We start from the raw sequence: 21,421 nt of genomic DNA, 5'->3' as shown, positions 1-21,421 counted from the left end.
CCGGCAGCGCATGAGCTGGGTACCATGCGGGCTTTATCGCCGCGGTTACCCGTTTCATGCACATCGCCACCGACGCCACTCACCGCCATGCAGTGCTGATGATCCACGGCCTCGGCGGCACGCGCCACGACTTCGGATCGCTCGGCAAAAAGCTGGAAGACAGCGGCTACGATGTCTACCTGCCTTCGCTGCCGGGCCACGGCTCCACGCCGGACGAACTGAACAGCGTGAGCCTTGCCGACTACATGCAGGCGCTCGAGCGCACCTACCGCGAACTGGCGGGGCGCTATGCCCGCGTGGACGTCGCCGGTATTTCGATGGGGGCGCTGCTCGCGCTCATGCTCTGCGCGCGCAAGCGGATGACGAACGGCTCGCTGATCCTGCTGTCCCCGCCGCTCTTCCTTGACGGCTGGGCCGGTTCGCCTTTGCAGCCGCTGCGCCATCTGCTCTACCGCATTCCCGTGCTGCGCCGGCTGATCCGCGTGCCCGAGCGCGAGCCGTTCGGCATCAAGAACGCGCGCATCCGCAACCTGATACGGCGGCACCTGGGCAAGGGCAGTGCCGTGCACTACCCGTACGTGCCGCTTGCGGCGATCGCCCAGGTCGACCGGATGCGTGTCAAGGTGAAGAACATGCTGCACCGGATTGCCTGTCCGACTCTCGTGGTGCATTCGGAATACGACGAAGTGACGAGCATTCGTTCCGCCGAATTCATCTGCGAACACATCGGCACGCCCGACGTGACCTTGGTGCGCCTCACCGACAGCTATCATATGATTACGCTCGACAACGAGCGCGACACCGTGGCCGCCCAGACGCTCGAATTCGTTGCACGGCGATGCGCGGATGCCACCGCCCGGGTCGAGTCCGCTCCGGCTCCGGCAGGTTCGATGTAGCGATCGTGCGGGGGACGCCGGTCGGCCAGGGTGTTCGATCTTCCAGCCAGCCATGCGAAAACTGACCTGCTACCGCTACTGCAAACGCCGCCTGCTCCTCTTCAGGCGTTCGTGGACCGACACACGCGCAGACCGGGCGCCAAGCTGGTCGCGTCTCTATCTGCGTTTCTATCTTCGCCTGCTCGTGCTCGTGTTGATGGTGGTCGCGGTGCCGCTGCTGGTCATTGCTTTTACGCTTGGGGCGCACACGGTCTGGCACGCACTCCATGCGCTGCCTGGCGGATTCTTCCTTGTCGCGCTGGCCCTGTTCGGGATACCGGCGCTGGCGGCTTACACGTGGATCAGGCCCATCTGGCTGGACCTCGTGATGGTCCGCGAACGCGCGATTGATTTCACGGGCGGCCGCTTCAACACGCGCGCACGCGAATCGCACAGCGTCATCATCGGGCCGCTCGCGCGCACGCTCAATGCGCTGGCCGAAAGAATGGAGCGTTTGATTGCGGCGCAGCGCGAACTGACCAACGGCATCTCGCACGAGCTTCGCACGCCGCTTGCGCGCGTGCGCTTCGCGCTGGAGATTCTGCGCGCGCCTGATTCGGCCACCGAATATGAAGGCGCGCTTGCCGGCATCGATCAGGACGTCACGGAACTGGACGAACTGATCGACATGAGCCTGACCTATGCGCGGCTCGAATACAGCTCGCTCCAGTCGAACCTCGAGCCCACGGTGCTCGCCACATGGTTCGACAGCCAGGTGAAGGACGCGACGCTGCTCTACGCGAACCACGACATCGTTTCGACGGTCGAGATCGACCGGACCTTGCGCGTGACGATGGACCGGCGCCTGATGTCGTACGCCATGCGCAATCTGCTGCGCAATGCCAGCAAGTACGCGCGCGAGCGGATCGTGGTCGGCCTCGCGATACGGCATGGGAACGTGCAGATTTTCGTCGAGGACGATGGGCCGGGTGTGCCGCCCGACGAGCGGGAGCGCATCTTCGAAGCGTTCGTGCGGCTCGACCGCAATACCGGCGGGTATGGGCTCGGGCTTGCGATCACGCGTCAGGTCCTGCGTGCGCACAACGGCCGGATCGTCGTGATGGACCCCACGTCGCTAAGCGGGGCCCGCTTCGAAATCAGCTGGCCGATGGGGTAAAAAGCGGGGTAACGTCGCGCCAGCCGCGAGCGCCGCTCAATAAGTGTGACCTAGCTGGAAGTAGAGGTTGTAACGACCACCGGGTGCAAATGCCGCGCCGAGATAGACCGGGCCGAACGACGTAGTCACGCTGCTGAAGAAGGTAATGCTGCGCTTGAGCGGCCCCTTCGTGGCAGGCAGCAGATCGCTGTTCCAGACGTTGCCCACTTCAAGGCTGACGCCGGCAAAAAGGCCGTGAATGACCGACGCGTCGAATGTCGCGAGCTGGTTCATGTAGGTGACCTGGCCGTAGAGCAGCGTATTGCCGGCCAGTTCGTCCTCGGCATAGGCCGACAAATGCTGGAATCCGCCCAGCGTGAAGCCGAACGGATCGACATAGTTGGTTCCGCCGAAGTCGTTGCCGGCCTCGATGCTCGCACTCAGCGTGTGCCGGCCGAAACTGGCCGCAACGAGCCCCTTGCCATAAACCTCCGTGAAGTAGTCGCTGCCGGCGAACAGCGAGCGATCGACACGCAGGTCGGCGAAATAGCCTTTGCGCGGAAAGAGCGGATCGTCGAGCTGGTCGACGACGAGACGCGCGTGCGCGCTGATCTGCCGCCCGTAGAAGCTATCGAACAGGTTGGTTCCGTCGTCGAACGGGAAGTTGTAGACGGGCGACGCATAACCGTGCTCATACGCCACACCGACACGGAAATCGCCGTAGTGCGAGAGCGGCACGCCCAGATCGACGCCGGCGCGCTCCGTCTGCAGGTGATACTGCGTGAGCCGATAGTTGGTGTCGGGAAGGTAGATGTTCACATAGCGGCGTTCGTAATCGACGAACGGCGCGATGTAGTAGCCAAACTTGTCCGAGAGCGGTTGCCGCAGTTCGCCGTACAGGCTGATGAGGTCGCTGCCGATCGTGCTGTCGATGCGGCCTTCGAGCCCGGAATCGGTCAGCCAGGGGCGGCGATAGCCCACGTGCATGCGGAAGTTGCCCTCGTCGGCGGAACTGCTCGACAGCCCGAGGCCGAACAGCAGGAAATTCGGCCCCCACGACTTCTCCCGCGCATCGATCACGAGGGTGTGGGCATCGCCGTCGCCGATCAGTTGCTGCGTGACGCTTTCGAAGTCGCCGGCGGTTGTGAGCGACATCAGGTCGCGATTCACCGCGGCCGGATCGTAGATGTCGCCGGCATGCACGTGCAGCGCGTCCAGAATGCGCTTTTCCGGCATGCGCCCCGGCGCCGTAACGACGATGCGCGTAACGCGAACCGGCGCCGTGTCGTGCGCGCTGTGGGCGGCCCGGTACGCCGCATACTGGTCGGGCGGCAGCGCCAGATGGCGCAGCGCCGGCAGCGCCGCGCGCGCGGCGGCTTCTCCCGCTGCGATCGCCTGATTCGCGTTGGCGAAATCGGTGAAGCTGAGCGAGCCGAGCGCGGGCTCGATCAGCACGTCGCCCGGTTCGAGCTGCTTGCGTTGCAGGGCGACGTTCTGGTGGATCAGGATGCCGATCATCTGCTGCGCGACATCCGCGGGCGAGGCGAGGGCATCGAGCGGACGCAGCGGGGAGCCGATGTCCACGGCAATGACCACGTTGGCGCCCATGTCGCGCGCCGTTTCGATCGGCAGGTTGCTGACGAGCCCCCCATCGACGAGCGTGCGGCCATCCACTTCCGCCGGCGCGAACAGGCCCGGCAGCGCCATGCTGGCGCGAATGGCCAGCGGCAGCGAGCCCTGTTGAAGCACGACCTCCTGGCCGGTGCGAAGATCGGTGGCAATCGCGCGAAAGGGAATGGGGAGCCGGTCGAACGGCTGGCTGACCGGTACGGCCGACGTCCATTCCTGCAGCAGCGCCTGCAGCCGGTTGCCCTGGACGAGTCCGGCCGGAAGCCGGAAGCCGTGCTGGCCGAAGCCGAACGACAGGCTGCCCACGTAGAGGCGTTCGTCCTCGCGGCGCGATTGCGGGAGGTCCTGGCGCGCCGTCACGTCGAAGGCGATATCGGCGAGATTGACGGATTCGAGCCGGTTCAGCATTTCATCCGCGTTCATCCCGCTCGCATACAGACCGCCTACGACGGCGCCCATGCTGGTTGCCGCAATGCAATCGACCGGAATGCGATTTTCTTCCAGGACCTTCAGCACCCCGATGTGCGCGTAGCCCCGCGCGCCGCCGCCCGAAAGCACGAGTCCGATCGAAGGGCGATGGGGATCGCCGCCCGTCACCGCGCACGCGGTATCCGCCGCGAAGGCGCGCGACGTGAGCATCGTGCAGCCGAGCAGCACCAGTGTCGTCAACGGCAGGCGTCGCGACGCGGGCAAGGCCGGTTTCGGGCGCGTATTGACTCGTTTGCCCGCGCCTGGGCGATTCGCGGCAATCCCCGTCCCGGCCAGGCCGCCGGTATGGGACGATGAATGCGCGAACGGCCGGGATGCAAGCAATCTGGAAGTTATTCTGTTTGCCAGGGTGGGTCGGTTTGCGATCTCGCCCATTTGACATCTAATGTGGTCAGTATTCTCGGCGCGTAGTGTAACGTGATTAAGACGGCAAGGTTTGATCAGTTTGTACGCAGACGCCTCAACGGAGACCGGTGCAATGACGTCGAAAAGCATTCGCAGGGCAACGGACGAGGATGTGCCGGTTCTCACGCAGATCCGCAACGACGCGCATGCGAAGAAGGTGGAATATGGCGACTACGTGTGGGGCAAGGAGGGCGACGGATTTTCCGGGCAGTGGGTGCGAAACAACGTCGCTCAAAAGGAAGTGTATGTCGTCGAGCAGGCCGGCACGCCGGTCGGAGCGTTTTCACTCGATCTGGACGACGAGCCGCACTGGGGGCACCAGGAACCGATCGCCGTTTATGTGCACGGGCTTTGTGTGCGTAAGGGGTTTAACGGGCAGGGCGTCGGCAGCTTCATTCTCGATGGGTGCGCGGGCCGTGCGAACGACTTGAACCGGCGTTTTGTCCGACTCGACTGTGCCATTCAAAATACGAAACTTTGTGCGTACTACGAGTCGCTTGGCTTTATTCGCGTGGGGCTGAAAGACGACGGCTATGTCTGGTCGCTGTACGAGCGATCGGCCAACCGACGGCCGATCGCATAGCGCGTGTCTTTGCGGATTCACCGCACCTATTGGCAATGCCTGACGAATGAAATCAGTTAGGTATGCAGATGTGATGGCGATTCGTCAACCAGGACTGGCATAAAGTGTCAGCATTTGCGCCAGCGCCTCCGTCATTGCATCGTCCTCGATGCTGAGCGGGCCTGGGTCGTTGAGTGCCGCATTGATCATCGTTCCGATAACCACCTGGAAGGCCACCGTCAACCGGTGCGCCGCGTCGCCGCGCGCGCAATTCGGATAACTGCGCCAGGCGCGGCGCGATATGGTCTGTCGAGCCGCACCGATGTCTATCTCGAAGCCGATTACTCGCTGTATCGGGGCGGTTTGATCGGCACGCAATTGCAGGGCTTCAATGGCGTGAGCGCGGCGGACGGTTCCACGCAACTGGGTGCGATGGCGGGCTTGAGGCATAGCTTCTGATTGACGACGGCGCGCGCCGATTTCGCGTGGCGGCATTTGTTTGCCGCTCAGGTGGATTCCAGTGCGCGCTTTCGCCTTGGCGGCTTCGGCGGCTTCAGCAGCTTCGCTGCCTCTGCAATAACGGCCGCGAGCCGCCGGGTGGCCTCCGTCATTTGCGCTTCGCTGAAGCCTCCGAATCCCAGAATCAAGCCAGGCCGCTCCGTTCCGGGGGCATACATCGGCGAAACGGCACGCACGGCCACGCCCGCCTTTGCCGCCTGCTCGACCAGCGCGCGGTCGTCCATGCCGGTGGCCAGCCAGAGCACGACGTGCATGCCCTGATCGCCGGGTTCGAGCCATGCGAGGTCGCGGGGGAGCAGGGCGTCGAGCGTTGTCATCAAGTGGGCGCGATGGTCGGCATACACGTTGCGGACCTTGCGGATGTGGCGCTCCAGATGACCCTCCGTCATGAACGCTGCCAGCACGTGCTGGTCGGCGTTGGGCGGATGGCGGTCCATCAGCACGCGTGCGCCGCAAAAGGCATCGACGAGATCGTCCGGGGCGATGACGTAGCCAAGCCGCAACGAGGGAAACAGGATCTTGCTGAAGGTGCCCAGATACACCACCCGCTCAGGGGCAAGCCCCTGTAGCGAGGGAAACGGATAGCCCTGGTAGCGCAGTTCGCTGTCGTAGTCGTCTTCGACAATCCATGCATTGCTTTTGCGTGCCCACGCGAGCAGCGCATTGCGCCGCGCCATGCTCATTGGCATGCCTAACGGATACTGGTGCGATGGCGTGACGAAGGCCGCGCGCGCGTGAGGCGCCATGCGGATGCCGGCCTCCACGTCGATGCCTTCTTCGTCCACCGGCACGCGAGCGATGGTATCGCGATGTCCCGTGCTTTCGAGCAGGGCGGTGACGCCGCGATAGGCGGGATTTTCCACCCAGGCTTCGTCGCGCGGCCCCAGCAGCACCTGGCAGGCGAGAAAGAGGCCCTGCTGGGTGCCGCTCGTCACGATGACCTGGCCCGGTTCGCACCGTACCGAGCGCGACTTGCGCACGTAAGCCGCAATCGCTTCGCGCAGCGGCAGTGCGCCGAGCGGGTCGGCGTACCCGGCGGGCGCCCCGGGGCCCCGCGCGCGCAGGCGATTGCCGAGGCGCCGCCAGGCTTCTCCCGGTGCCGTCATGCCTGCCGGCACCGATATCGCGAACGGCACCGGCGGCAAGGGTCTAAATTCGCGCGCGATCTGCGCGAAAGCCGCGGCGGGCTCGGGCAGGCCGGGTTCGGTCGCGTGCCACCGACGAACCCCGCGCGCGGCACGGGGTCGGTCCGGGGCGGGCGCTTCTGCGAGCGCCTGGGCCACGCGGGTTCCGGCGCCCCCCTTCGATTCCAGAAAGCCCTCGGCAATCAGTTGCTCGTAGGCTTCGATCGCCGTGCCGCGTGCGATCTGCAGCGAAGCGGCCAGCACGCGCGTGGACGGCAACGCGTCGCCGGGCTGGATATCGCCCTGGCGCACGGCCTCCCGCAGCGCCTGTGCCAACTGGCGGCTCAGGTTGCCGGCGCCCCGGTCCAACGTGCCGATGGATGGAATGTGTGCATCGCGTGCCGTTCTTGCCATGATTCCGGTTCAGCGAAAATGATGAAAACTGGACCTGTAGCATAAACCGGTTTTCCGTCACAATGCATCTCAATGTATCCATCCGGAATTCGAACCGGCGCCGCTCGTCCCCTTTTCTGCCCAGGCCGATATGTACATCCCCGCCCACTTCAATGAATCGCGCCCCGAAGTCCTGCACGCGCACATCAACGCGCATCCGTTCGGCATGCTGGTGACGAACGGCAAAAGCGGGCTGGACGCCAATCATCTGCCGTTCGAACTGGCGGCGGACGAGGGCGAGATGGGCGTGCTGCGCGCGCACGTCGCGCGCGCCAACCCGGTGTGGGAGGACGTGGCCGATGGGGACGAGGTGCTCGTTGTTTTTCGCGCGGGCGATGCTTATATTTCGCCGAACTGGTATCCGAGCAAGCACGAGCAGCACAGGCAGGTGCCCACGTGGAACTATGTCGTGGTCCACGCGTATGGCCGCATCACCGTACTCGACGACGAACGCTACGTGCGCGGCGTGGTGGGCCGCCTGACCCGCACGCACGAGGCTTCGCAACCCCAGCCGTGGAAGATGGGCGACGCGCCGCAGGACTACATCGATACCATGGTGAAGGCGATCGTCGGTCTGAAAATCGACATCACGCGGCTGGTCGGCAAAAGCAAGCTGGGCCAGAACAAGGAGGAACGCGACATTCGCGGCGCGGGCGAGGCACTCAGGGCGAACGAGAACTTCGCGATGGGCGACGCCATGCTGGCCGAAGCGGCGAAGAAAGCGGATCAGCGTTGAACACTCAGGCGTTCGATATGTCGATCAATACTTTTTTCTCGGCCAATCTGCTGCTCGCTTACACCGCGTACTTCGTCGGCGTGGCGAGTCCCGGGCCCAGCAATCTCGCCATCCTGTCGATTGCCGCGAAGCATGGGCGCAAGGCTGCGCTGGCCTTCGCGCTGGGTGTCATCTCGGGGTCGATGTGCTGGGCCGTGATCGCGGCGGTGGGCGTATCGGCCGCGCTCGTCGCCTGGTCGCACTTTCTCGTGGCGATCAAGATTTTTGGCGGAGTGTATCTGCTGTGGCTCGCTTTCAAGTCGGGGCGCAACGCGCTCGGCACCGCTGCCGGGGCCGCGGCGAAGGCGGTGCAGCCGGAAAAACTGTCGAGCCTTTACGCGCGAGGCGCGCTGCTGCATCTCACCAACCCGAAGGCCATACTGGTGTGGGTGTCGATCGTCGCGCTTTCGGCGAACGGCGCGGGATCGGCTCACGGCGCCGTGATTCCGGGCTGCGCGGTGATTGGATGCCTAGTGTTCGGCGGCTACGCGCTCCTGTTTTCCATGGACGCGGCACGCCGCTTCTACGTCCGCACGCGCCGCGCGCTGGAAGGGGGGCTTGCGGTTGTGTTCGGCGTGGCCGGGCTCAGGCTGCTGGCGTGGCCTTCGAAATAGGCCCAGGCACCGTCCGTCACGCGCGCACCGCGTGGTGCTCGACCAGCCAGCCGCTGAAGTTGCGCACACGCAGCGTCTCCTGTACCTCCGGCCGCACATCGAGCCAGTAGCCCGAAGGCCCCGTCACCTCGACGGGGCTCAGTTGCACGAGCGTGCCGTTTGCCAGTTCCTGTTCGATCATGTTACGGTCCGCCACCGCGATGCCGAGCCCTGCCACCGCCGCGTGAATCACCTGGTCGAGCGTGCTGAATTCGAGCTCCCCGGCGGGCGCCATCGCTACGTCAAACCCGGCTGCTTCGAGCCAGGCTTCCCATACCAGCAGGCGCCGGTCGATATCGAGGATATACAGCCACGGGTGTGCGGCCAGCAGGGCGCGCAGCGCAGCTTCGTCCGCGGCGGGGCCTTCGAACTGGTGCGCCGAGCCTACCAGCACATGACGCTCGCGCATGAGCAGCGTGCTCTGGCCGCCCGGCAGCGGTTCCATGCCGAAGCGGATCTGGCAGTCCTCGTTGCGCTCCGTGCCGTGCAGCGGGCCGTATTCGTTGGTCACGGAAATGCGCAGGTCGGGGTGGCGCGCCTGGAAATCGCGCAGGCGCGGCGTGAGCCAGCGCGTGGCGAGTGTCGGCGCGGCGTTGATGCTCAGGAGGCTGTTGGACGGATCGGAGCGAATCGTGTCGAGCGTGTGGGCGATGCTGTCGAACGCGGCTTGCAGCGTGGGCAAAAGCCGCTTGCCCGCCGGGGTGATTTCGAGCCGGTGATGGTGACGCATGAAAAGCGGCGTGCCCAGGTAGTCTTCGAGCAGGCGGATCTGGCGGCTGATCGCACCCTGCGTGACGTGCAGGTTCTGGGCGGCTTTCGTGAAGCTGAGCGTCCGGCTTGCCTCCTCGAATGAACGCAGGGCCGAGAGCGACGGAAGGCGGCGCATGGAGGGAACCTCGTAATGCGAAAGAAACGCCGGCGCGGCGGGACAGGCAGGGCTAGCCTGTGCGGACTGCCGCGCCAGCGAAGCAGAGCTTAGAACGAGTGCGTAATACCCACGCGCGTAACGAGCTGGTTCTGCGAACTCGACGGGTTGAAGCCCGCAATCTGCGCATTTTCGGCCGAGCCCGCCGCATGCTGGTACGAACCCATCGCGTAGACCGACGTACGCTTCGAGATCGCGTATTGCGTGATCAGGTTGACCTGATGGTACTTCGGCGACTGGTCGCTCGCGTGGTCGAGGCCGTCCGTGAAGGTGTAGCCGGCACCCACGTTGAACGTGGGCGTGATGAAGTACGTACCCGAGATTTCGTAGTTCTGGAAGTGCAGGTCGTGGCTGCCGTCGCCGGAGGAGAAGTCGACGTTCGAGTAGTCGAACATCAGCTTCAGGCTGCCGAGCGTGTACGAGGTGCCCGCCGAGAGGATGCCCTGGTAGCGCGCGTTCGCAAGCGCGTTGCCGTAGACCGCGTTGACGTAGCTGCCGCCGCTGCCGTAGCCGGCCACCGATGTGAACGGATCGTTCACGCGCAGGTAGCCCACGCCCGCGCTGAAGGAGCCGAGCGTGTAGGCGGCCGCCGCGCTATAGGAGGCGTTGTTCGAGAACTGGCCGGCCTGGCCGCCGAACGAATAGTGGCCTTCGACCTGCAGGCCCGCGATCACGGGGCTCACGTACTTGACCGCGTTGTTGACCGGGAACCCGTTGTCGAGGTTGTCCATGTCGTTCGGGTGCGAGAAGTACCAGCCGCCGTAGTTGCCGTTCAGCGAATACGGCTCGATCAGATCGACGGAGGCGTCCCATTGCTTGCCGAGCGTGATCTGGCCGTACTGCTCCGACTTCAGGCCGACATAGGCGTTACGCGAAAAGGCGAGGCCGCCGCCGAGGCCGCCGGTTGCGGCATTGAAGCCGCTTTCGAGCCGGAAGATCGCCGAGAGTCCGCCGCCCAGGTCTTCCGTGCCGCGCACGCCCCAGCGGCTGCCGGCCGGCACGCCGCTTTGCATTTGCACGAGATGGCCGCCGCTGCCCTGCACGAACTGGCCGTTGGCGCCGTTGACGACGTTGTTGGCGTAGTCCACGCCCAGGTCGACGATGCCGTACAGCGTGACGCTGCTTTGCGCATGGGCGCCTGCCATGCAGAGGGCCAGCGGCATGGCCGCGAGGATCTTCTTCTTCACGTGTGTCTCCTTGTGCGGGGCCGCACGGGGCGGCCCCATTCTCTTTTCAGGTTATGAACGGGATAGCGGGTCTCGCCGAATCAAGCGCCAAGCGACTTCTGGACCTTCGCAGCGACGTCGGCCGGCACCCACGACTTCCACATTTCCGGGTGCTCCTTGAGGAACTTCGTCGCTTCGGTCTGCGCATCGACCTTATGCGCGGTCATGTCGAGAATGGTCGTGTTGAGGAAGTCGATGGGGAAACTCACCTTCGAGAAGAACGTCATCACGTCCGGCTCGGCCTGATAGAACGGCGTCGAAACGCCGATCTTCAGATGCGAGACCAGATACGACGAGGCGCATTGCTGCGGGCTGTTCTCTTCGCGCAGCGTCTTCCAGCAGGCTTCGTTGAACGGCGGCATCTTCAGTTGTACGAACTTGTACCGGGCCATCAGGGCGGCCGGTTCCCAGTAGTACGTGAGGATCGGCTTGCCGCGCTCGTAGGCCGAGGAGATCGCCGCATCGAGCGCCGCGCCCGTGCCGGGACGGAAGTTCGTGTAGCTGTCGTCGAGCTTGAGCAGCTTCAGGAGGCGCGTGTTCACGCGCTCGCAGTCCCATCCCGAGGGGCAGTTCAGGAAGCGGCCGCGATCCGGTTCCTCGTCGTCGGTAAAGAGCGCCTTGTACTTCGGCAGGTCGCTCACGGACTGCAGGTCCGGCGCGCTCGCCTTGATGCCGCGCCTGGGGTCGCCGTGGATCACGTAGTCGGGCACGTACCAGCCTTCCTTCGTGCCGCCCGGCAGCGTGTCGCCGACGAGCTTGACCGTGCCGGCCTTCTCGGCGCCCGCGATGATTTCCGAGCGGCCGGTCCATTGCTCGGCCCACACCTGGAGGTCGTTGCGCGAGAGCGCCGTTTCGGTGGCAGCGGTGCTGCCCGGCACGACGTCGGTCTGGCAGCCATAGCCGTTCTTCAGCACGTAGCGCAGCACCTCGCTCGTGAAGCTGCCGCTTTCCCACGTGATGCCGGCGAAGTGGACGGGCTTGCCCGCGCTGCACCAGTTGCCCGCCGCGTGGGCCGGCATGGCGGCCACGGCCAGCGGCGCAGCAAGGCATGCTGCGCGAAGCAGGTGGCTCAGTGGATGAAAAGTCTTCATTGCATGTCTCCGTTTTATTGAATTCATCGTTCACGCGCTCAAGCAACTGCGAGGAAAGGGCGGGCGTGCCGCGTGCGGGCGGCGCCCGGGAAAGGCGTCAGTCGTAGCGGCTGTCGGTCGCCAGGGTGGCGGCGAGCACGGCTTCGTCCAGCTCGATGCCAAGGCCCGGGGCGCTGCCGAGGTCGATCCAGCCATCGCTGTCGATATCGATGGGATGCGTGAGCGGGAAATCGCGGCGCTCGGGCGTCCACTCGGGCGGGTCGTACGGGAATTCGACGAAGGGCGCTTGTGCGGCGCCGGCCACGACGTGCAGGTTCGCCGCGAGGCCGATGCCATTGCCCCAGGTGTGCGGCGTGAAGATCCGGCCGCGGGCTTCCACCTGTGCGGCGAGGCGGCGCGCGCCTTCCATGCCGAGCGTGCACACCACGTCGGGTTGATAGACGTCGAGGCAATCGCGTTCCAGCAGCGCCTGGAACTCGTGCGCATCGCGTGTCATTTCGCCGCCCGCAATGCGCACGCCGCTTTCCTTGCGCAGGCGCGCGTGGCCCGCATAGTCGCCGCGGTGCAGCGGCTCTTCGACCCAGTGGACGCGGTAGCGCTCGAGCTGGCGGATTACGGTGAGGGCTTCGTCGGCGCTCCAGGGCGCCTGGGTGTCCCACGGCATGCGCCAGCCCTGGTTGCAATCGACCATCAGTTCGATGTCCTCGCCCGCGGCTTCGCGCACGGCGGCAAGCGCGGCGAGATCGTCGGCGAGGCTCGGGCGGCCGAAGCGCACTTTCAGCGCGGGAAAGCCGCGCGCCACGCAATGCCTGGCCCACTGCGCCATGCCCTCCAGCGAGCGATGCACACCCGAGGATGCATAGGCACGCACCCGCTGCGAGCGGCCGCCCGCCATCTGCCAGCACGCTTCGCCGCGAATCTTGCCCGCGAGATCCCAGAGCGCGACGTCGAGCGGCCACAGGCGCCCGGCGTGAAAGCTCACGTTGTCGATCACGGCCGAGTGGCGGGCGAGGTCGAGGGGATCGGTGCCGATGAAGAGGTGGCGATAGTCGTCGAAGCCGTACATGGCGTCGCCGGAGCCGAAGCCTGTGCGGCCTTCGGTGTCTTCGACGCGCACGATGGTGGCGGGAAACGCGTGGCGGGGGCGGCTGTCCCACGAGGCCGGGAACGGCGGCACGAGCGGCAGGCGGTGATGGCTGACGGTGATGCGGGCGATGCGGTTCGTCATGATTGTGTGCCGCAGGCCTGGCGCTGGGGTGCGCCGGACTGCGTATCTGTCTCCATGTCTCCACGGCCGGTCAAGGCGTTACGGCATGCTAGAGGGTCGATTGGCGGGGCTCAATGAAGTCAATTGAAGTAAATGACAGCCTTCAATTCCGCGGATTGGGCGCGATAATGGATGGCATTGGCGCGCGCGAGCGCGGCGCCTCCGAGACTCCGGGAAAACACCATGAACGGCTGGCTACCCACCTTGCCTCGCAGCAACGCACCCAAATACCGGGCGATTGCGCAGGCCTACGCGCAGGCCATCCGCGGCGGGCAGATGCTGCCGGGCGAAAAACTGCCGGCGCACCGGCTGCTGGCGAAGAAGTTGAGGGTCACGACGGGAACGGTCAGCCGCGCTTATGCGGAACTCGAACGCTGCGGCATGGTGGTCGCGCGCGTGGGCGACGGCACCTACGTGGCGGAGCCCGATGCCGACGGGGCAAGCCTCGGCCTCGGCCTCGCCGGCGAACCGGGCCGCCTCGCCGCGCCCCGGCCGGAAGCGGTGACGGCCGCCGCGGGCAACGGCACCGCCGCGAACGTGGCAGGCGTGATGCTCGCGAGCCGGCCGATCGACCTCGGCCAGAACGTGCCGATTCCCACCGACGAGGCCCGTTTGCTGAGCGCCACCTTGCGCGATCTCGCGGCGGACGAGCGTCTCTCGGGCGAATTGCTGCTTTACCAGCCCGAGGGCGGCCGGCGTTCGCATCGCGAAGCCGGTGCGCGCTGGCTCGCGCGCATGGGAGCGCCCGGGCCGGCCGAGCGTGTGCTCGTCACGCAGGGCGCCCAGCATGGACTGGCCTGCGTGCTGCGCGCCGTGCTGCGCCCGGGCGATACGATCTTTGCCGAGGCGCTCAGCTACCCGGGTATCGTCGCGCTTGCGCGGCAATTGCGGCTGAATCTGGTGGGCATCGAGATCGACGACGAAGGGATCGTGCCGGCGGCGCTGGAACGTGCGTGCCAGTTGCTCGCGCCGCGCGCGCTCTTTTGCGTGCCGACGCTGCATAACCCCACCACGGCGACGCTTTCGGAGGCGCGCCGCGTGGCGATTGCCGATATCGCCGTGCGTCATAACCTCGTGGTGATCGAGGATCTCGTGCCGGCCGCGCTGCTCGATGCGCCGCCCGTGCCTGTCGCGGCGCGTCTGCCGGAGCAGGGCATCGTGATCAGCAGTCTTTCGAAGGCCGTTGCTCCGGGGTTGCGCATCGGCTACGTGCAGGCGCCGCAGGACTGGGTGGGCAAGATCCTCGCGGTGATTCGCAGCGACTGCTGGATGACGGCGCCGCTTTCGGCGGAAATTGCCGCGCGCTGGATTGCGGGCGGCGAGATCGACCGGCTGATCGCGCAGCAGCGTACGAGTATCGACGCCCGTCAGGCCGTGGCCGCCGAGGTGCTGGGAGGGGTGGCATATCGCAGCGATCCGGCCAGCCCGCACCTCTGGCTGCCGCTCGCCGAGCCCTGGCGCGCGGCGGAATTCGCGACGGCCTTGCGGCACGCGGGCGTGCTCGTGAAGACGGCGGACAGCTTCGTGATCGGGCGCGGATCGGCGCCGCATGCGGTGCGCCTGAGCTTGAGCGGGGCGCGCAGCGATGAGGCCCTGCGCGAGGGGCTCGAGCACCTCGCGCGGACGTTGCGCAATGGGCCGGAAGGGCTTTATTCGGCGTGAGAGGGCCGTCGAAGAAGAACCCGGCTGCCGCTTGTCGAAAAAAATCGAAACAAACCGGAAACCTGACGCGGTATGAAGCTGGTTACGCTAGACCCACGAATCTGCAGGTGGGCAGCAAGCATGGGGACTCATTTTTTCTGGCTCGTTCTGGCCTCTGTCTTGTCTCTGTCTGGTGGCTGCTGGCACATGCGCCGCACGACGAAGAGGAGGACACCTGAAGTGTGCAAGTGAGCCCGATTTCCGGCCTTTAAGGGTCGTTTAAGTGTCGTTTGCCACAGTAAGGCTTGACTCCGTTGCGAGTCACGTCCTTTCGAAGCGAGATGGATCAAAGGAGGTAAGCACATGCGATTCCGCACGGTTTTCACCGCTGGCGCCATTGCGCTGGCCCCGGCGCTGGCGATGGCCGACCAGCCCGTCATGGTGCGCGTCAACGGACAGCGCATTCCGGTTCAGGAGAGCACCCATATCGTCCAGACGGCGGCAGGCCCGGCGCGCGTCAGTAGCTGGAGCTGGCATAGTCCCGATGGCAGTGCCAGTGTGCAGATGACGAGCAGCACGGGCGGTGCGCAGCCCGGGTGGGCGCAGCATCAGATGCTGGCGATGCAGTCGCAGATGCAGTTGATGCAAACGCAGATGCGTATGGCACAGGCGCAGATCCAGCACTTGCAACAGGCCGCGCTGGCGGGCGGGACGGTTATTCCCGCGCCGCTGCCGGTGATGTTCGCGACACCCGCATGGGCAGTGAGCGGCGGCCCGGTTCTCGTGTTCGAACCTGCTGGCGCGCCGGTGCGGACTCCCGCACCGGCGGTGGCGCCTGCTCCTGAGAAAGACGCTCAATCGCCTGGCGTCAAGATCTAACTTGGAAATTCTGGGTACTCCAAAGCGATCCGCGCACACGATCGCCAAGGTTGTGATCGGTGACTCCAGTTGGGCAGGCATCTACTACGACGAGCGGGGCCAGCCTTTGCAAGGCTCCCCGCTTGTGCGCGTCCCGGCGTTTCAGGGTTGCGCCGTGGCTGGGACACGCAGATCGCACCACCAGGACGATTGCTCCGCTCACTGCGGATTGCTCGCGGATACCTCGGGCGAGTCCGCGTTCTGCGTGCCGAGGCCCATCTCGAACGCCCATTGAAAAAGTTGCGCGTCGCGCTCGACACCGAGCTTGCGCAGCGCCGACATCTTTTGCGCGCTCACGGTCTGCTTCGTGCGGTGGAGGTGGGCCGCGATGCTGTCGATGCACATCCCCGAAATATAGAGCCGGACAACCTCCGCTTCGCGCTTCGACAGCGAATCAAGTGCGCCGATGCAAGCGGCCTCCTTGTTCTGCTGAAGCAGCACTCTCGAAGCGAGGTCGTAGCTTGGCGAAATGTATTTTGCGCCTGTGTAGACGGCATGAATGGCGGAAATCAGTCGCCCGGCATCGTCGATCTTGTTCAGCACGGAGCGCACGCCAATCCGCATCATTTCGTTGGCGATGGCGGGATTCGTGATGGCGGTGAACACGATGATCTTCAGGTCCGGATAGCGCCTGCGCAGAAACGAAAGCAGGTGCATGCCGTCGCCATATTCGCCGCCGGGCATGGCGTAGTCGGTCACGAGCACATCGATCCGTATGCTGTCCAGAATGTCCATCAGTTCGGTCGAATTGTGCGTCATGCCCACCAGTTTAATGGTCCCCACATTGGCAATTTCGTGCTTGATGCCGCTGAGCAGCAGCGGGTGATCGTCCACGAGCACCACGTTGATTTTTGCTATGGCCATGGCTGCGTGTCCTTTCGCGTGTCCTTTCCTCAGCGAGCCTGATGGTCGGGAAGCGCTGTCGATTCTATGGGATTTATCCTTATTCAAAATCGGATTGGTGCGGATACTGGGCAATATGGGTCTTACTAGTCCGAATCCGCAGTGCGCGGGCATGGCGCGGCACCCCGCTCGCTTTCGATGCAGCCTGAATAGCAAGGCAAACATGGGGCCGCATGCCGTCGATGATCAGATTCGTCATAAAGAGCTCTCTCATCTATATGACTTGTCTGAAAAATCAGTGCTTCTTCACACCGGCCGACATGGTCTGACGATAATCCGCCTCGTTGTTTTCCGATCCGGGCGAATTGCGTTCTGTCCGGATGGACTCTTGCCTCCAGTCCGGACTTCCGCATTTCATGCCGTTTCTCCACGAGACCCTGCTCATTCGCTTCAGGCGCTATCAGCGCCTGCTGGCCTATGGCGCGGGCGTGGCGATCACGGTGTTGATCCTGTTCGCGCTGCAGCTCGAAGTGCGCTCGCAGGTGCGCGCGGCGTTGCTCGAGCGGCAGAAAGACTTCATCGTCGACAAGAGCCTCGTGCTGGGCGAGATCGGTTCGAGAGAGGCGGCGCTGCGTCACGCGGTAGTGAGCGCGGAGCTCGCGTGGCAGGAAAAGGTGGAGATCGATCGCGCCGACGTCGCGCGGTTTCGCGCGAGTGGCGGGGAGATGACCTTTCAGCCCAGTCGGGCGCTCACGCCTCAGTTCGTGTTCGTGACTGGACATTCTCATGCCACCGATAGCGAGATCCGGCGCTATCTCGGCATAGCAGCGCAACTCGCCCATACGACCAAGGAAAGTTCGCTGTTGCGCGGAGAGACTCTGACCGGCTACTACTATAGTGCGCGCCGTGATTTTGCCGCGCTGACTCCCGCGCCGGAACGTGCCGATGCGCGGACGCGCTCCGTATTGTCCGATCGCGATGCGCTGATCCGTGCGCTCGAAGCCGGGATCGAGCCCGAGCGACTGAGCACTTCCAGCCACCCCGATGCGCCTGTGCTGCGCTGGCTTGCGCCTTCCACGAGCCCGTTGAGCGGGCAGCCCGTCGTGCGCCTCGCGGCGGCGGCGCTGGACGGCAACGATCCGTTCGCCGTCTTCGTAACCGAATACACGCCGCAGTCCTTGCTGTTGCCCGTTGCGCTCAACGCGATGAACGGTTCTTTTCTGATTCTGTCGGACGATCGCAGTGTTTTGGCGGTGCGGGAGGGCGGCGATGTCGATGGTGCAGTGGTCGAGCGGATCCTTCGCGTGGCGGAGTATCCGAAGTCCGACGTCTCCGTGCGCCCCGGGTTGCTCAAAGGCAGCCCGGGTATTTTCGTGATCGGCGACAAGCTCGGCGACACGGGCTGGACGCTCGTCTTCGCGTTCTCCTGGTACGACGTGCTGTCGGGTTTGGCTACGCAACTCCTGACTGCCACGGTCGCGGCCCTCGCGACCATTGCTGCGCTATGGGTCACGCTTTTGCTGTTCAACCGCCGCGTGTTCCGGCCGGTGTACGAGCAGTCGCAGCGGGTGTTCGACAGCGAGCAACTGAGCCGCACGCTGATCGAGATGGCGCCCGTCGGGCTTGGGCTGATTACGCACGACGATGCCAGGCCGCTGCTCAGTAGTCCTCTGATGGAGTCGATGGCGTCGCAGGCGCAGTTCGAGGGCACTACGCTGGCCGCCGAACTGGTGCGCCTGCATGACCGGCAGGCGCAGCAGGGCGTGGTGCAGTTCGATCTGTCGGTGAACACGGCGCAAGATCCGGCGGTAGACCTCTCGGTGAGCATGGCGCAGGCGCGCTATCAGGGGCGCGCGGTGCTGGTGACGGCGTTCACGGACGTGACGGCGCGCAAGCATCTCGAGCGGCGTCTGCGCGAGGCAAGGCAGGCGGCCGACGAGGCGAACGCAGCGAAGTCGGCGTTTCTCGCGACGATGAGTCACGAGATCCGCACGCCGCTGAACGCGGTGATGGGCAACCTGGAACTGCTGGGCCACTCGGGGCTGAGCGCGAAGCAGCACGATCGCCTGTCGACGATCCGGCAGTCTTCGGAGGGCCTGCTGGCGGTGATCAGCGACGTGCTGGACTTTTCGAAGATCGAAGCTGGGGAGATGGCACTGGAGCGCCTGGTGTTCGAGGTGGTGCCGGTGCTGGAGCGTGCGCTGGGACTGTTCGCCCCGATGGCGCGCGCGAAGGGGCTCAGGCTCCATGCGGTGCTGGCCTGCGAGCCGGGTCAGACGGTGATGGGCGACCCGACGCGCCTCGGCCAGATCGTGAACAACCTGCTGGGCAACGCAATCAAGTTCACCGCGGCGGGCAAGGTAACGCTGCGGGCGTCGATGGCCGATGGCGATCTGGTGGTGTCGGTGGAGGACACGGGCATCGGTCTGACGGAGGAGCAGCAGGCGGGCCTCTTTCAGGCATTCGCGCAGGCGGACCGCACGATCAGTCGGCGCTTCGGCGGCACGGGGCTGGGCCTTGCGCTATGCCAGCGCCTAGCGCAGGCGATGGGCGGGCGTATCGGCGTCGAAAGCGAGCATGGCGCGGGTAGCCGCTTCACGCTGCACCTGGCCGCCGGTCAGCCGCAGCGGTTTGCGGAAAGGACGTTTGCGCACGAGAGTCGCCCGGTGATCTTCGTGTCGGGGGAGTGCGAGTGGCATGAGGCGGTGGTGCCGCATCTGCGGGCGTGGGGGCTGGGCGTCCGGGCGTACAGGCAGGCGCGGGAGGTGGAGCCGCAGGTGGTCGAATCGGCGTGCGGCATCGTGCTGTGCGGTGAAGGTGCAACGGGCGACGCGGCACAGGCGGAGAACCGGCTGGTGGAGTCGGGCCTGTGGGTGGTGACGGCCAGCGCGGAAGGGCCGTGGGAGCCGCGGCGTTTTGGTCGGGTGATCGACGTGACGGGCTACTCGATCGTGGCGCTGGCGCGCGCAATGCGCATGGCCGTGCTGGGCGAGGTCGGGACGCCGGGCGTGCCGCAGGCTTCGTCCGTGACGCAGGGTTTTTCGTGTTCGCTGTCGGTGCTGGTGGCGGAGGACAACGTGGTGAACCGCGAACTGTTTGTGGAGCAACTGGCGTTGCTGGGATGCGACGCGCGAGTGGTGGGTAGCGGCGAGGCAGCGCTGAAGGCATTGGGCGACCGGCACTGGGACGTGGTGCTGACGGACCTGCATATGCCCGGTATGAGCGGTTATGAACTGGCAGCACGAATCCACGCGCGACACGGGGAGATGCCGGTGGTAGCGGTAACCGCGCAGGCGACGCTGGAGGAGCGTCAGCGCTGCGAGACGGCGGGGCTGGCGCGGATGGTGACAAAGCCGCTGTCGCTGGGCGCGTTGCGGGCGGTGCTGGAGGATGTCGCCGGGGGCGGTCTGGCGGCGCCCCACGCGTCTGACGAAGCGGCGGGCGTACTGGGCGGCCGGCCGTTGCCGGCGCATCTGGTGGAGGCGTTCCGGGAAGCGAGCGGGGCGTCGTTGGCTGCGATCGAAAAGGTACTGCGATGTGGCGAGATGGAACGCCTGCTGGCCGAGTTGCACGCGCTCAGGGGGATGCTTGGGGTGTTCAGGGCGCAAGAACTTGCGCGGCGATGCGAGCGTTTTGAACTCTCGATAGAAAAGCAGCGCGCCGATCAGATAGACCTGGCCGAATTTGCGGCGTTCGCTGCAGACGTGCGTGCCCTGACTTAGTTCGTTGACCTCCCGAGCCGGTTGCGTTGAGCCAATCTTCGGGCAAGTCTGACTTAATTATCTGACTGGTCGAATGTCCCTACCGCATCGGGGTCCGCAAAATACCTCATATCAGTCTGGATGCGGTTCAACGAGTTGTTAAGGGGACACGCTGATGATGGAAAAGAACGTCGAAGGCATGCAGTCGGAGCGGGATCTCGCTGTGCCGTCGCTCGAAGGACTCCTTGTCGAGTTGACCGTGTGCGAACTGCTTCTTGGCTTTGCCGGACTGACGCAAAAGAATCGAGGGATATTTCTCTCGTCGCTCAATGAATTTCTTGTTTGCTCGCCGCAACGGCGCAGAAGATTCATTGCGGAGTGGGGTGGTCTCGACGAGAGCGCTGAAAAGGTTTCATTCAAAAGGTAGGAGCATGACGTAATGCGTGACGGTGCGATGCTTTTCTCTTCAGACGGTCAGCAAGGTGACAGTGCCGCGGCGAGTGATCCGGAAACGCCGTCAGTTGTAGCTCAGCACGACGACAAGCAGCTTGTCCTTTGGTGAGCCGGACTCGTGCATCGGCCTTAGGGCCATCACCGCGCCTTGCCCATCGAGCCTGTAATGCCCAGTCGCATCGGCGGCGATCTGTCTGCCCGCCTGGTTCGTGAGTTTGACATCAACCCCTCGGGCAACGCCCGCGTTGTTCTGCCGCGCGGGATTGGCAGCCACCAATGCGATATCGGCGACGGGTGTGCTGCCGTATGGCGCAGTCAACCTGACGGTTGGGCCTGCTTCTCCGCTTGAATCGTACGCGAGGCTCGTCGTCGGGGTTGCCGCGCGAGCTTGTGCTACCGCGATCTCGAACGCGGGAGCGACGATCGCACCGGTAAAGGTGATAGTTCCCCCGGGTTGGGAATACCCAGGGACTGCATACCCGCTTGCCAGAGCGATCAGTCCCGCCATGCGAGCGAGACGGATCCTTTGCCGCATTCGAACTTTCACGACGACCTCCGGAGTGAACGATAACGCCGGCTTCTTTGGCATCCGGCTACCATGAATGGTATTGCGGCAACGCTCTGGAAATCCTTATCTCGTTATAGTCAATTTTTTGTTCAAAGACCTGAAATATTGAAAAAAATCCAGACTGTGGGCAGATCATGATCACAAGCTG

The 21,421-nt window shown here is 64.8% G+C and carries 19 protein-coding genes; 9 read left to right on the top strand and 10 right to left on the bottom strand.

All coding sequences use genetic code 11. The features are described from left to right. Positions 1-56 precede the first annotated feature (56 nt). Both BFE01S_RS38315 and BFE01S_RS11435 read left to right on the top strand, forming a co-directional pair. Entirely contained in the window at positions 57-896 is an 840-nt protein-coding gene (locus BFE01S_RS38315) for an alpha/beta hydrolase (protein ID WP_052420861.1), read from the top strand. Positions 897-948: 52 nt separating this feature from the next. Then, positions 949-2,052 carry an ATP-binding protein gene (locus BFE01S_RS11435; RefSeq protein ID WP_028225607.1) on the top strand — a complete coding sequence of 368 codons (1,104 nt, stop codon included), beginning with the start codon at positions 949-951 and terminating at the stop codon, positions 2,050-2,052. A 36-nt stretch (positions 2,053-2,088) separates the two neighbouring features. Here the strand turns inward: BFE01S_RS11435 and BFE01S_RS11430 are convergent, their stop codons facing one another. Further along, a complete protein-coding gene (locus tag BFE01S_RS11430) occupies positions 2,089-4,524 on the bottom strand; it encodes a patatin-like phospholipase family protein (RefSeq protein WP_407668206.1) in 2,436 nt (811 codons plus the stop codon). A 103-nt stretch (positions 4,525-4,627) separates the two neighbouring features. Between BFE01S_RS11430 and BFE01S_RS11425 the strand changes: the two genes are divergently transcribed. After that, a complete protein-coding gene (locus BFE01S_RS11425; RefSeq protein ID WP_028225605.1) occupies positions 4,628-5,137 on the top strand; it encodes a GNAT family N-acetyltransferase in 510 nt (169 codons plus the stop codon). Positions 5,138-5,221: 84 nt separating this feature from the next. Here BFE01S_RS11425 and BFE01S_RS46540 read toward each other — a convergent pair whose 3' ends face one another. Both BFE01S_RS46540 and pdxR read right to left on the bottom strand, forming a co-directional pair. After that, a complete protein-coding gene (locus BFE01S_RS46540; protein WP_156966981.1) occupies positions 5,222-5,611 on the bottom strand; it encodes a hypothetical protein in 390 nt (129 codons plus the stop codon). A gap of 11 nt (positions 5,612-5,622) precedes the next feature. Next, positions 5,623-7,173 (bottom strand): MocR-like pyridoxine biosynthesis transcription factor PdxR, encoded by a 1,551-nt coding sequence (gene pdxR / locus BFE01S_RS11410; RefSeq protein ID WP_028225603.1) that lies wholly within the window; start codon positions 7,171-7,173, stop codon positions 5,623-5,625. Between the two features lie 130 nt (positions 7,174-7,303). Here pdxR and BFE01S_RS11405 point away from each other — a divergent pair, with 130 nt between their 5' ends. Both BFE01S_RS11405 and BFE01S_RS11400 read left to right on the top strand, forming a co-directional pair. Next, entirely contained in the window at positions 7,304-7,948 is a 645-nt protein-coding gene (locus BFE01S_RS11405) for an FMN-binding negative transcriptional regulator (RefSeq protein WP_028225602.1), read from the top strand. Between the two features lie 17 nt (positions 7,949-7,965). Continuing rightward, positions 7,966-8,601 (top strand): LysE family translocator, encoded by a 636-nt coding sequence (locus tag BFE01S_RS11400; RefSeq protein ID WP_028225601.1) that lies wholly within the window; start codon positions 7,966-7,968, stop codon positions 8,599-8,601. Between the two features lie 16 nt (positions 8,602-8,617). Here the strand turns inward: BFE01S_RS11400 and BFE01S_RS11395 are convergent, their stop codons facing one another. The 4 genes from BFE01S_RS11395 to BFE01S_RS11380 form a co-directional block, all read right to left on the bottom strand. After that, positions 8,618-9,526 (bottom strand): LysR substrate-binding domain-containing protein, encoded by a 909-nt coding sequence (locus tag BFE01S_RS11395; RefSeq protein WP_028225600.1) that lies wholly within the window; start codon positions 9,524-9,526, stop codon positions 8,618-8,620. An 89-nt stretch (positions 9,527-9,615) separates the two neighbouring features. Further along, positions 9,616-10,791, bottom strand: a complete 1,176-nt coding sequence (locus BFE01S_RS11390; RefSeq protein ID WP_042337510.1) for a porin — start codon at positions 10,789-10,791, stop codon at positions 9,616-9,618. Between the two features lie 41 nt (positions 10,792-10,832). After that, entirely contained in the window at positions 10,833-11,882 is a 1,050-nt protein-coding gene (locus tag BFE01S_RS11385) for an ABC transporter substrate-binding protein (protein WP_042337509.1), read from the bottom strand. Positions 11,883-11,979: 97 nt separating this feature from the next. Next, positions 11,980-13,110 (bottom strand): mandelate racemase/muconate lactonizing enzyme family protein, encoded by a 1,131-nt coding sequence (locus tag BFE01S_RS11380; protein ID WP_042337508.1) that lies wholly within the window; start codon positions 13,108-13,110, stop codon positions 11,980-11,982. Between the two features lie 222 nt (positions 13,111-13,332). On the opposite strand from BFE01S_RS11380, the gene BFE01S_RS11375 reads away from it, so the two are divergent. After that, positions 13,333-14,811, top strand: a complete 1,479-nt coding sequence (locus BFE01S_RS11375; RefSeq protein WP_028225596.1) for an aminotransferase-like domain-containing protein — start codon at positions 13,333-13,335, stop codon at positions 14,809-14,811. Positions 14,812-15,153: 342 nt separating this feature from the next. Beyond that, positions 15,154-15,669: a hypothetical protein gene (locus tag BFE01S_RS11370; RefSeq protein ID WP_028225595.1), complete on the top strand. Its 516-nt coding sequence runs from the start codon at positions 15,154-15,156 to the stop codon at positions 15,667-15,669. 198 nt (positions 15,670-15,867) lie between these two features. Here the strand turns inward: BFE01S_RS11370 and BFE01S_RS11365 are convergent, their stop codons facing one another. Together BFE01S_RS11365 and BFE01S_RS44195 are read right to left on the bottom strand one after the other, a co-directional pair. After that, positions 15,868-16,572 (bottom strand): response regulator transcription factor, encoded by a 705-nt coding sequence (locus BFE01S_RS11365; protein ID WP_028225594.1) that lies wholly within the window; start codon positions 16,570-16,572, stop codon positions 15,868-15,870. A gap of 79 nt (positions 16,573-16,651) precedes the next feature. After that, on the bottom strand, positions 16,652-16,810 hold the full coding sequence (locus BFE01S_RS44195) for a hypothetical protein (RefSeq protein WP_156966980.1): 159 nt from the start codon (positions 16,808-16,810) through the stop codon (positions 16,652-16,654). Positions 16,811-17,039: 229 nt separating this feature from the next. Here BFE01S_RS44195 and BFE01S_RS11355 point away from each other — a divergent pair, with 229 nt between their 5' ends. Together BFE01S_RS11355 and BFE01S_RS38310 are read left to right on the top strand one after the other, a co-directional pair. Beyond that, the gene (locus tag BFE01S_RS11355; protein ID WP_169742621.1) at positions 17,040-20,273 is read left to right on the top strand and encodes a hybrid sensor histidine kinase/response regulator; all 3,234 of its coding nucleotides are present in this window, start codon (positions 17,040-17,042) and stop codon (positions 20,271-20,273) included. 154 nt (positions 20,274-20,427) lie between these two features. After that, positions 20,428-20,679 (top strand): hypothetical protein, encoded by a 252-nt coding sequence (locus BFE01S_RS38310; protein WP_042337507.1) that lies wholly within the window; start codon positions 20,428-20,430, stop codon positions 20,677-20,679. A gap of 90 nt (positions 20,680-20,769) precedes the next feature. Here BFE01S_RS38310 and BFE01S_RS11345 read toward each other — a convergent pair whose 3' ends face one another. After that, positions 20,770-21,252: a hypothetical protein gene (locus BFE01S_RS11345; RefSeq protein ID WP_156966978.1), complete on the bottom strand. Its 483-nt coding sequence runs from the start codon at positions 21,250-21,252 to the stop codon at positions 20,770-20,772. Positions 21,253-21,421: the final 169 nt, after the last annotated feature.

The organism is Paraburkholderia ferrariae NBRC 106233 (assembly GCF_000685035.1).
In the GTDB taxonomy this organism is placed as follows: domain Bacteria; phylum Pseudomonadota; class Gammaproteobacteria; order Burkholderiales; family Burkholderiaceae; genus Paraburkholderia; species Paraburkholderia ferrariae.
The sequence above is the reverse complement of the archived record's forward strand: the minus strand, read 5'-3'. Positions and strand labels throughout refer to the sequence as shown.

Coding starts and splice junctions, on each gene's coding strand:
- BFE01S_RS38315 (WP_052420861.1), top strand. CDS start 57: ATGCACATCGCCACCGACGCCACTCACCGCCATGCAGTGCTGATGATC.
- BFE01S_RS11435 (WP_028225607.1), top strand. CDS start 949: ATGCGAAAACTGACCTGCTACCGCTACTGCAAACGCCGCCTGCTCCTC.
- BFE01S_RS11430 (WP_407668206.1), bottom strand. CDS start 4,524: ATGGGCGAGATCGCAAACCGACCCACCCTGGCAAACAGAATAACTTCC.
- BFE01S_RS11425 (WP_028225605.1), top strand. CDS start 4,628: ATGACGTCGAAAAGCATTCGCAGGGCAACGGACGAGGATGTGCCGGTT.
- BFE01S_RS46540 (WP_156966981.1), bottom strand. CDS start 5,611: ATGCCGCCACGCGAAATCGGCGCGCGCCGTCGTCAATCAGAAGCTATG.
- pdxR (WP_028225603.1), bottom strand. CDS start 7,173: ATGGCAAGAACGGCACGCGATGCACACATTCCATCCATCGGCACGTTG.
- BFE01S_RS11405 (WP_028225602.1), top strand. CDS start 7,304: ATGTACATCCCCGCCCACTTCAATGAATCGCGCCCCGAAGTCCTGCAC.
- BFE01S_RS11400 (WP_028225601.1), top strand. CDS start 7,966: ATGTCGATCAATACTTTTTTCTCGGCCAATCTGCTGCTCGCTTACACC.
- BFE01S_RS11395 (WP_028225600.1), bottom strand. CDS start 9,526: ATGCGCCGCCTTCCGTCGCTCTCGGCCCTGCGTTCATTCGAGGAGGCA.
- BFE01S_RS11390 (WP_042337510.1), bottom strand. CDS start 10,791: ATGGGGCCGCCCCGTGCGGCCCCGCACAAGGAGACACACGTGAAGAAG.
- BFE01S_RS11385 (WP_042337509.1), bottom strand. CDS start 11,882: ATGAAGACTTTTCATCCACTGAGCCACCTGCTTCGCGCAGCATGCCTT.
- BFE01S_RS11380 (WP_042337508.1), bottom strand. CDS start 13,110: ATGACGAACCGCATCGCCCGCATCACCGTCAGCCATCACCGCCTGCCG.
- BFE01S_RS11375 (WP_028225596.1), top strand. CDS start 13,333: ATGAACGGCTGGCTACCCACCTTGCCTCGCAGCAACGCACCCAAATAC.
- BFE01S_RS11370 (WP_028225595.1), top strand. CDS start 15,154: ATGCGATTCCGCACGGTTTTCACCGCTGGCGCCATTGCGCTGGCCCCG.
- BFE01S_RS11365 (WP_028225594.1), bottom strand. CDS start 16,572: ATGGCCATAGCAAAAATCAACGTGGTGCTCGTGGACGATCACCCGCTG.
- BFE01S_RS44195 (WP_156966980.1), bottom strand. CDS start 16,810: ATGACGAATCTGATCATCGACGGCATGCGGCCCCATGTTTGCCTTGCT.
- BFE01S_RS38310 (WP_042337507.1), top strand. CDS start 20,428: ATGATGGAAAAGAACGTCGAAGGCATGCAGTCGGAGCGGGATCTCGCT.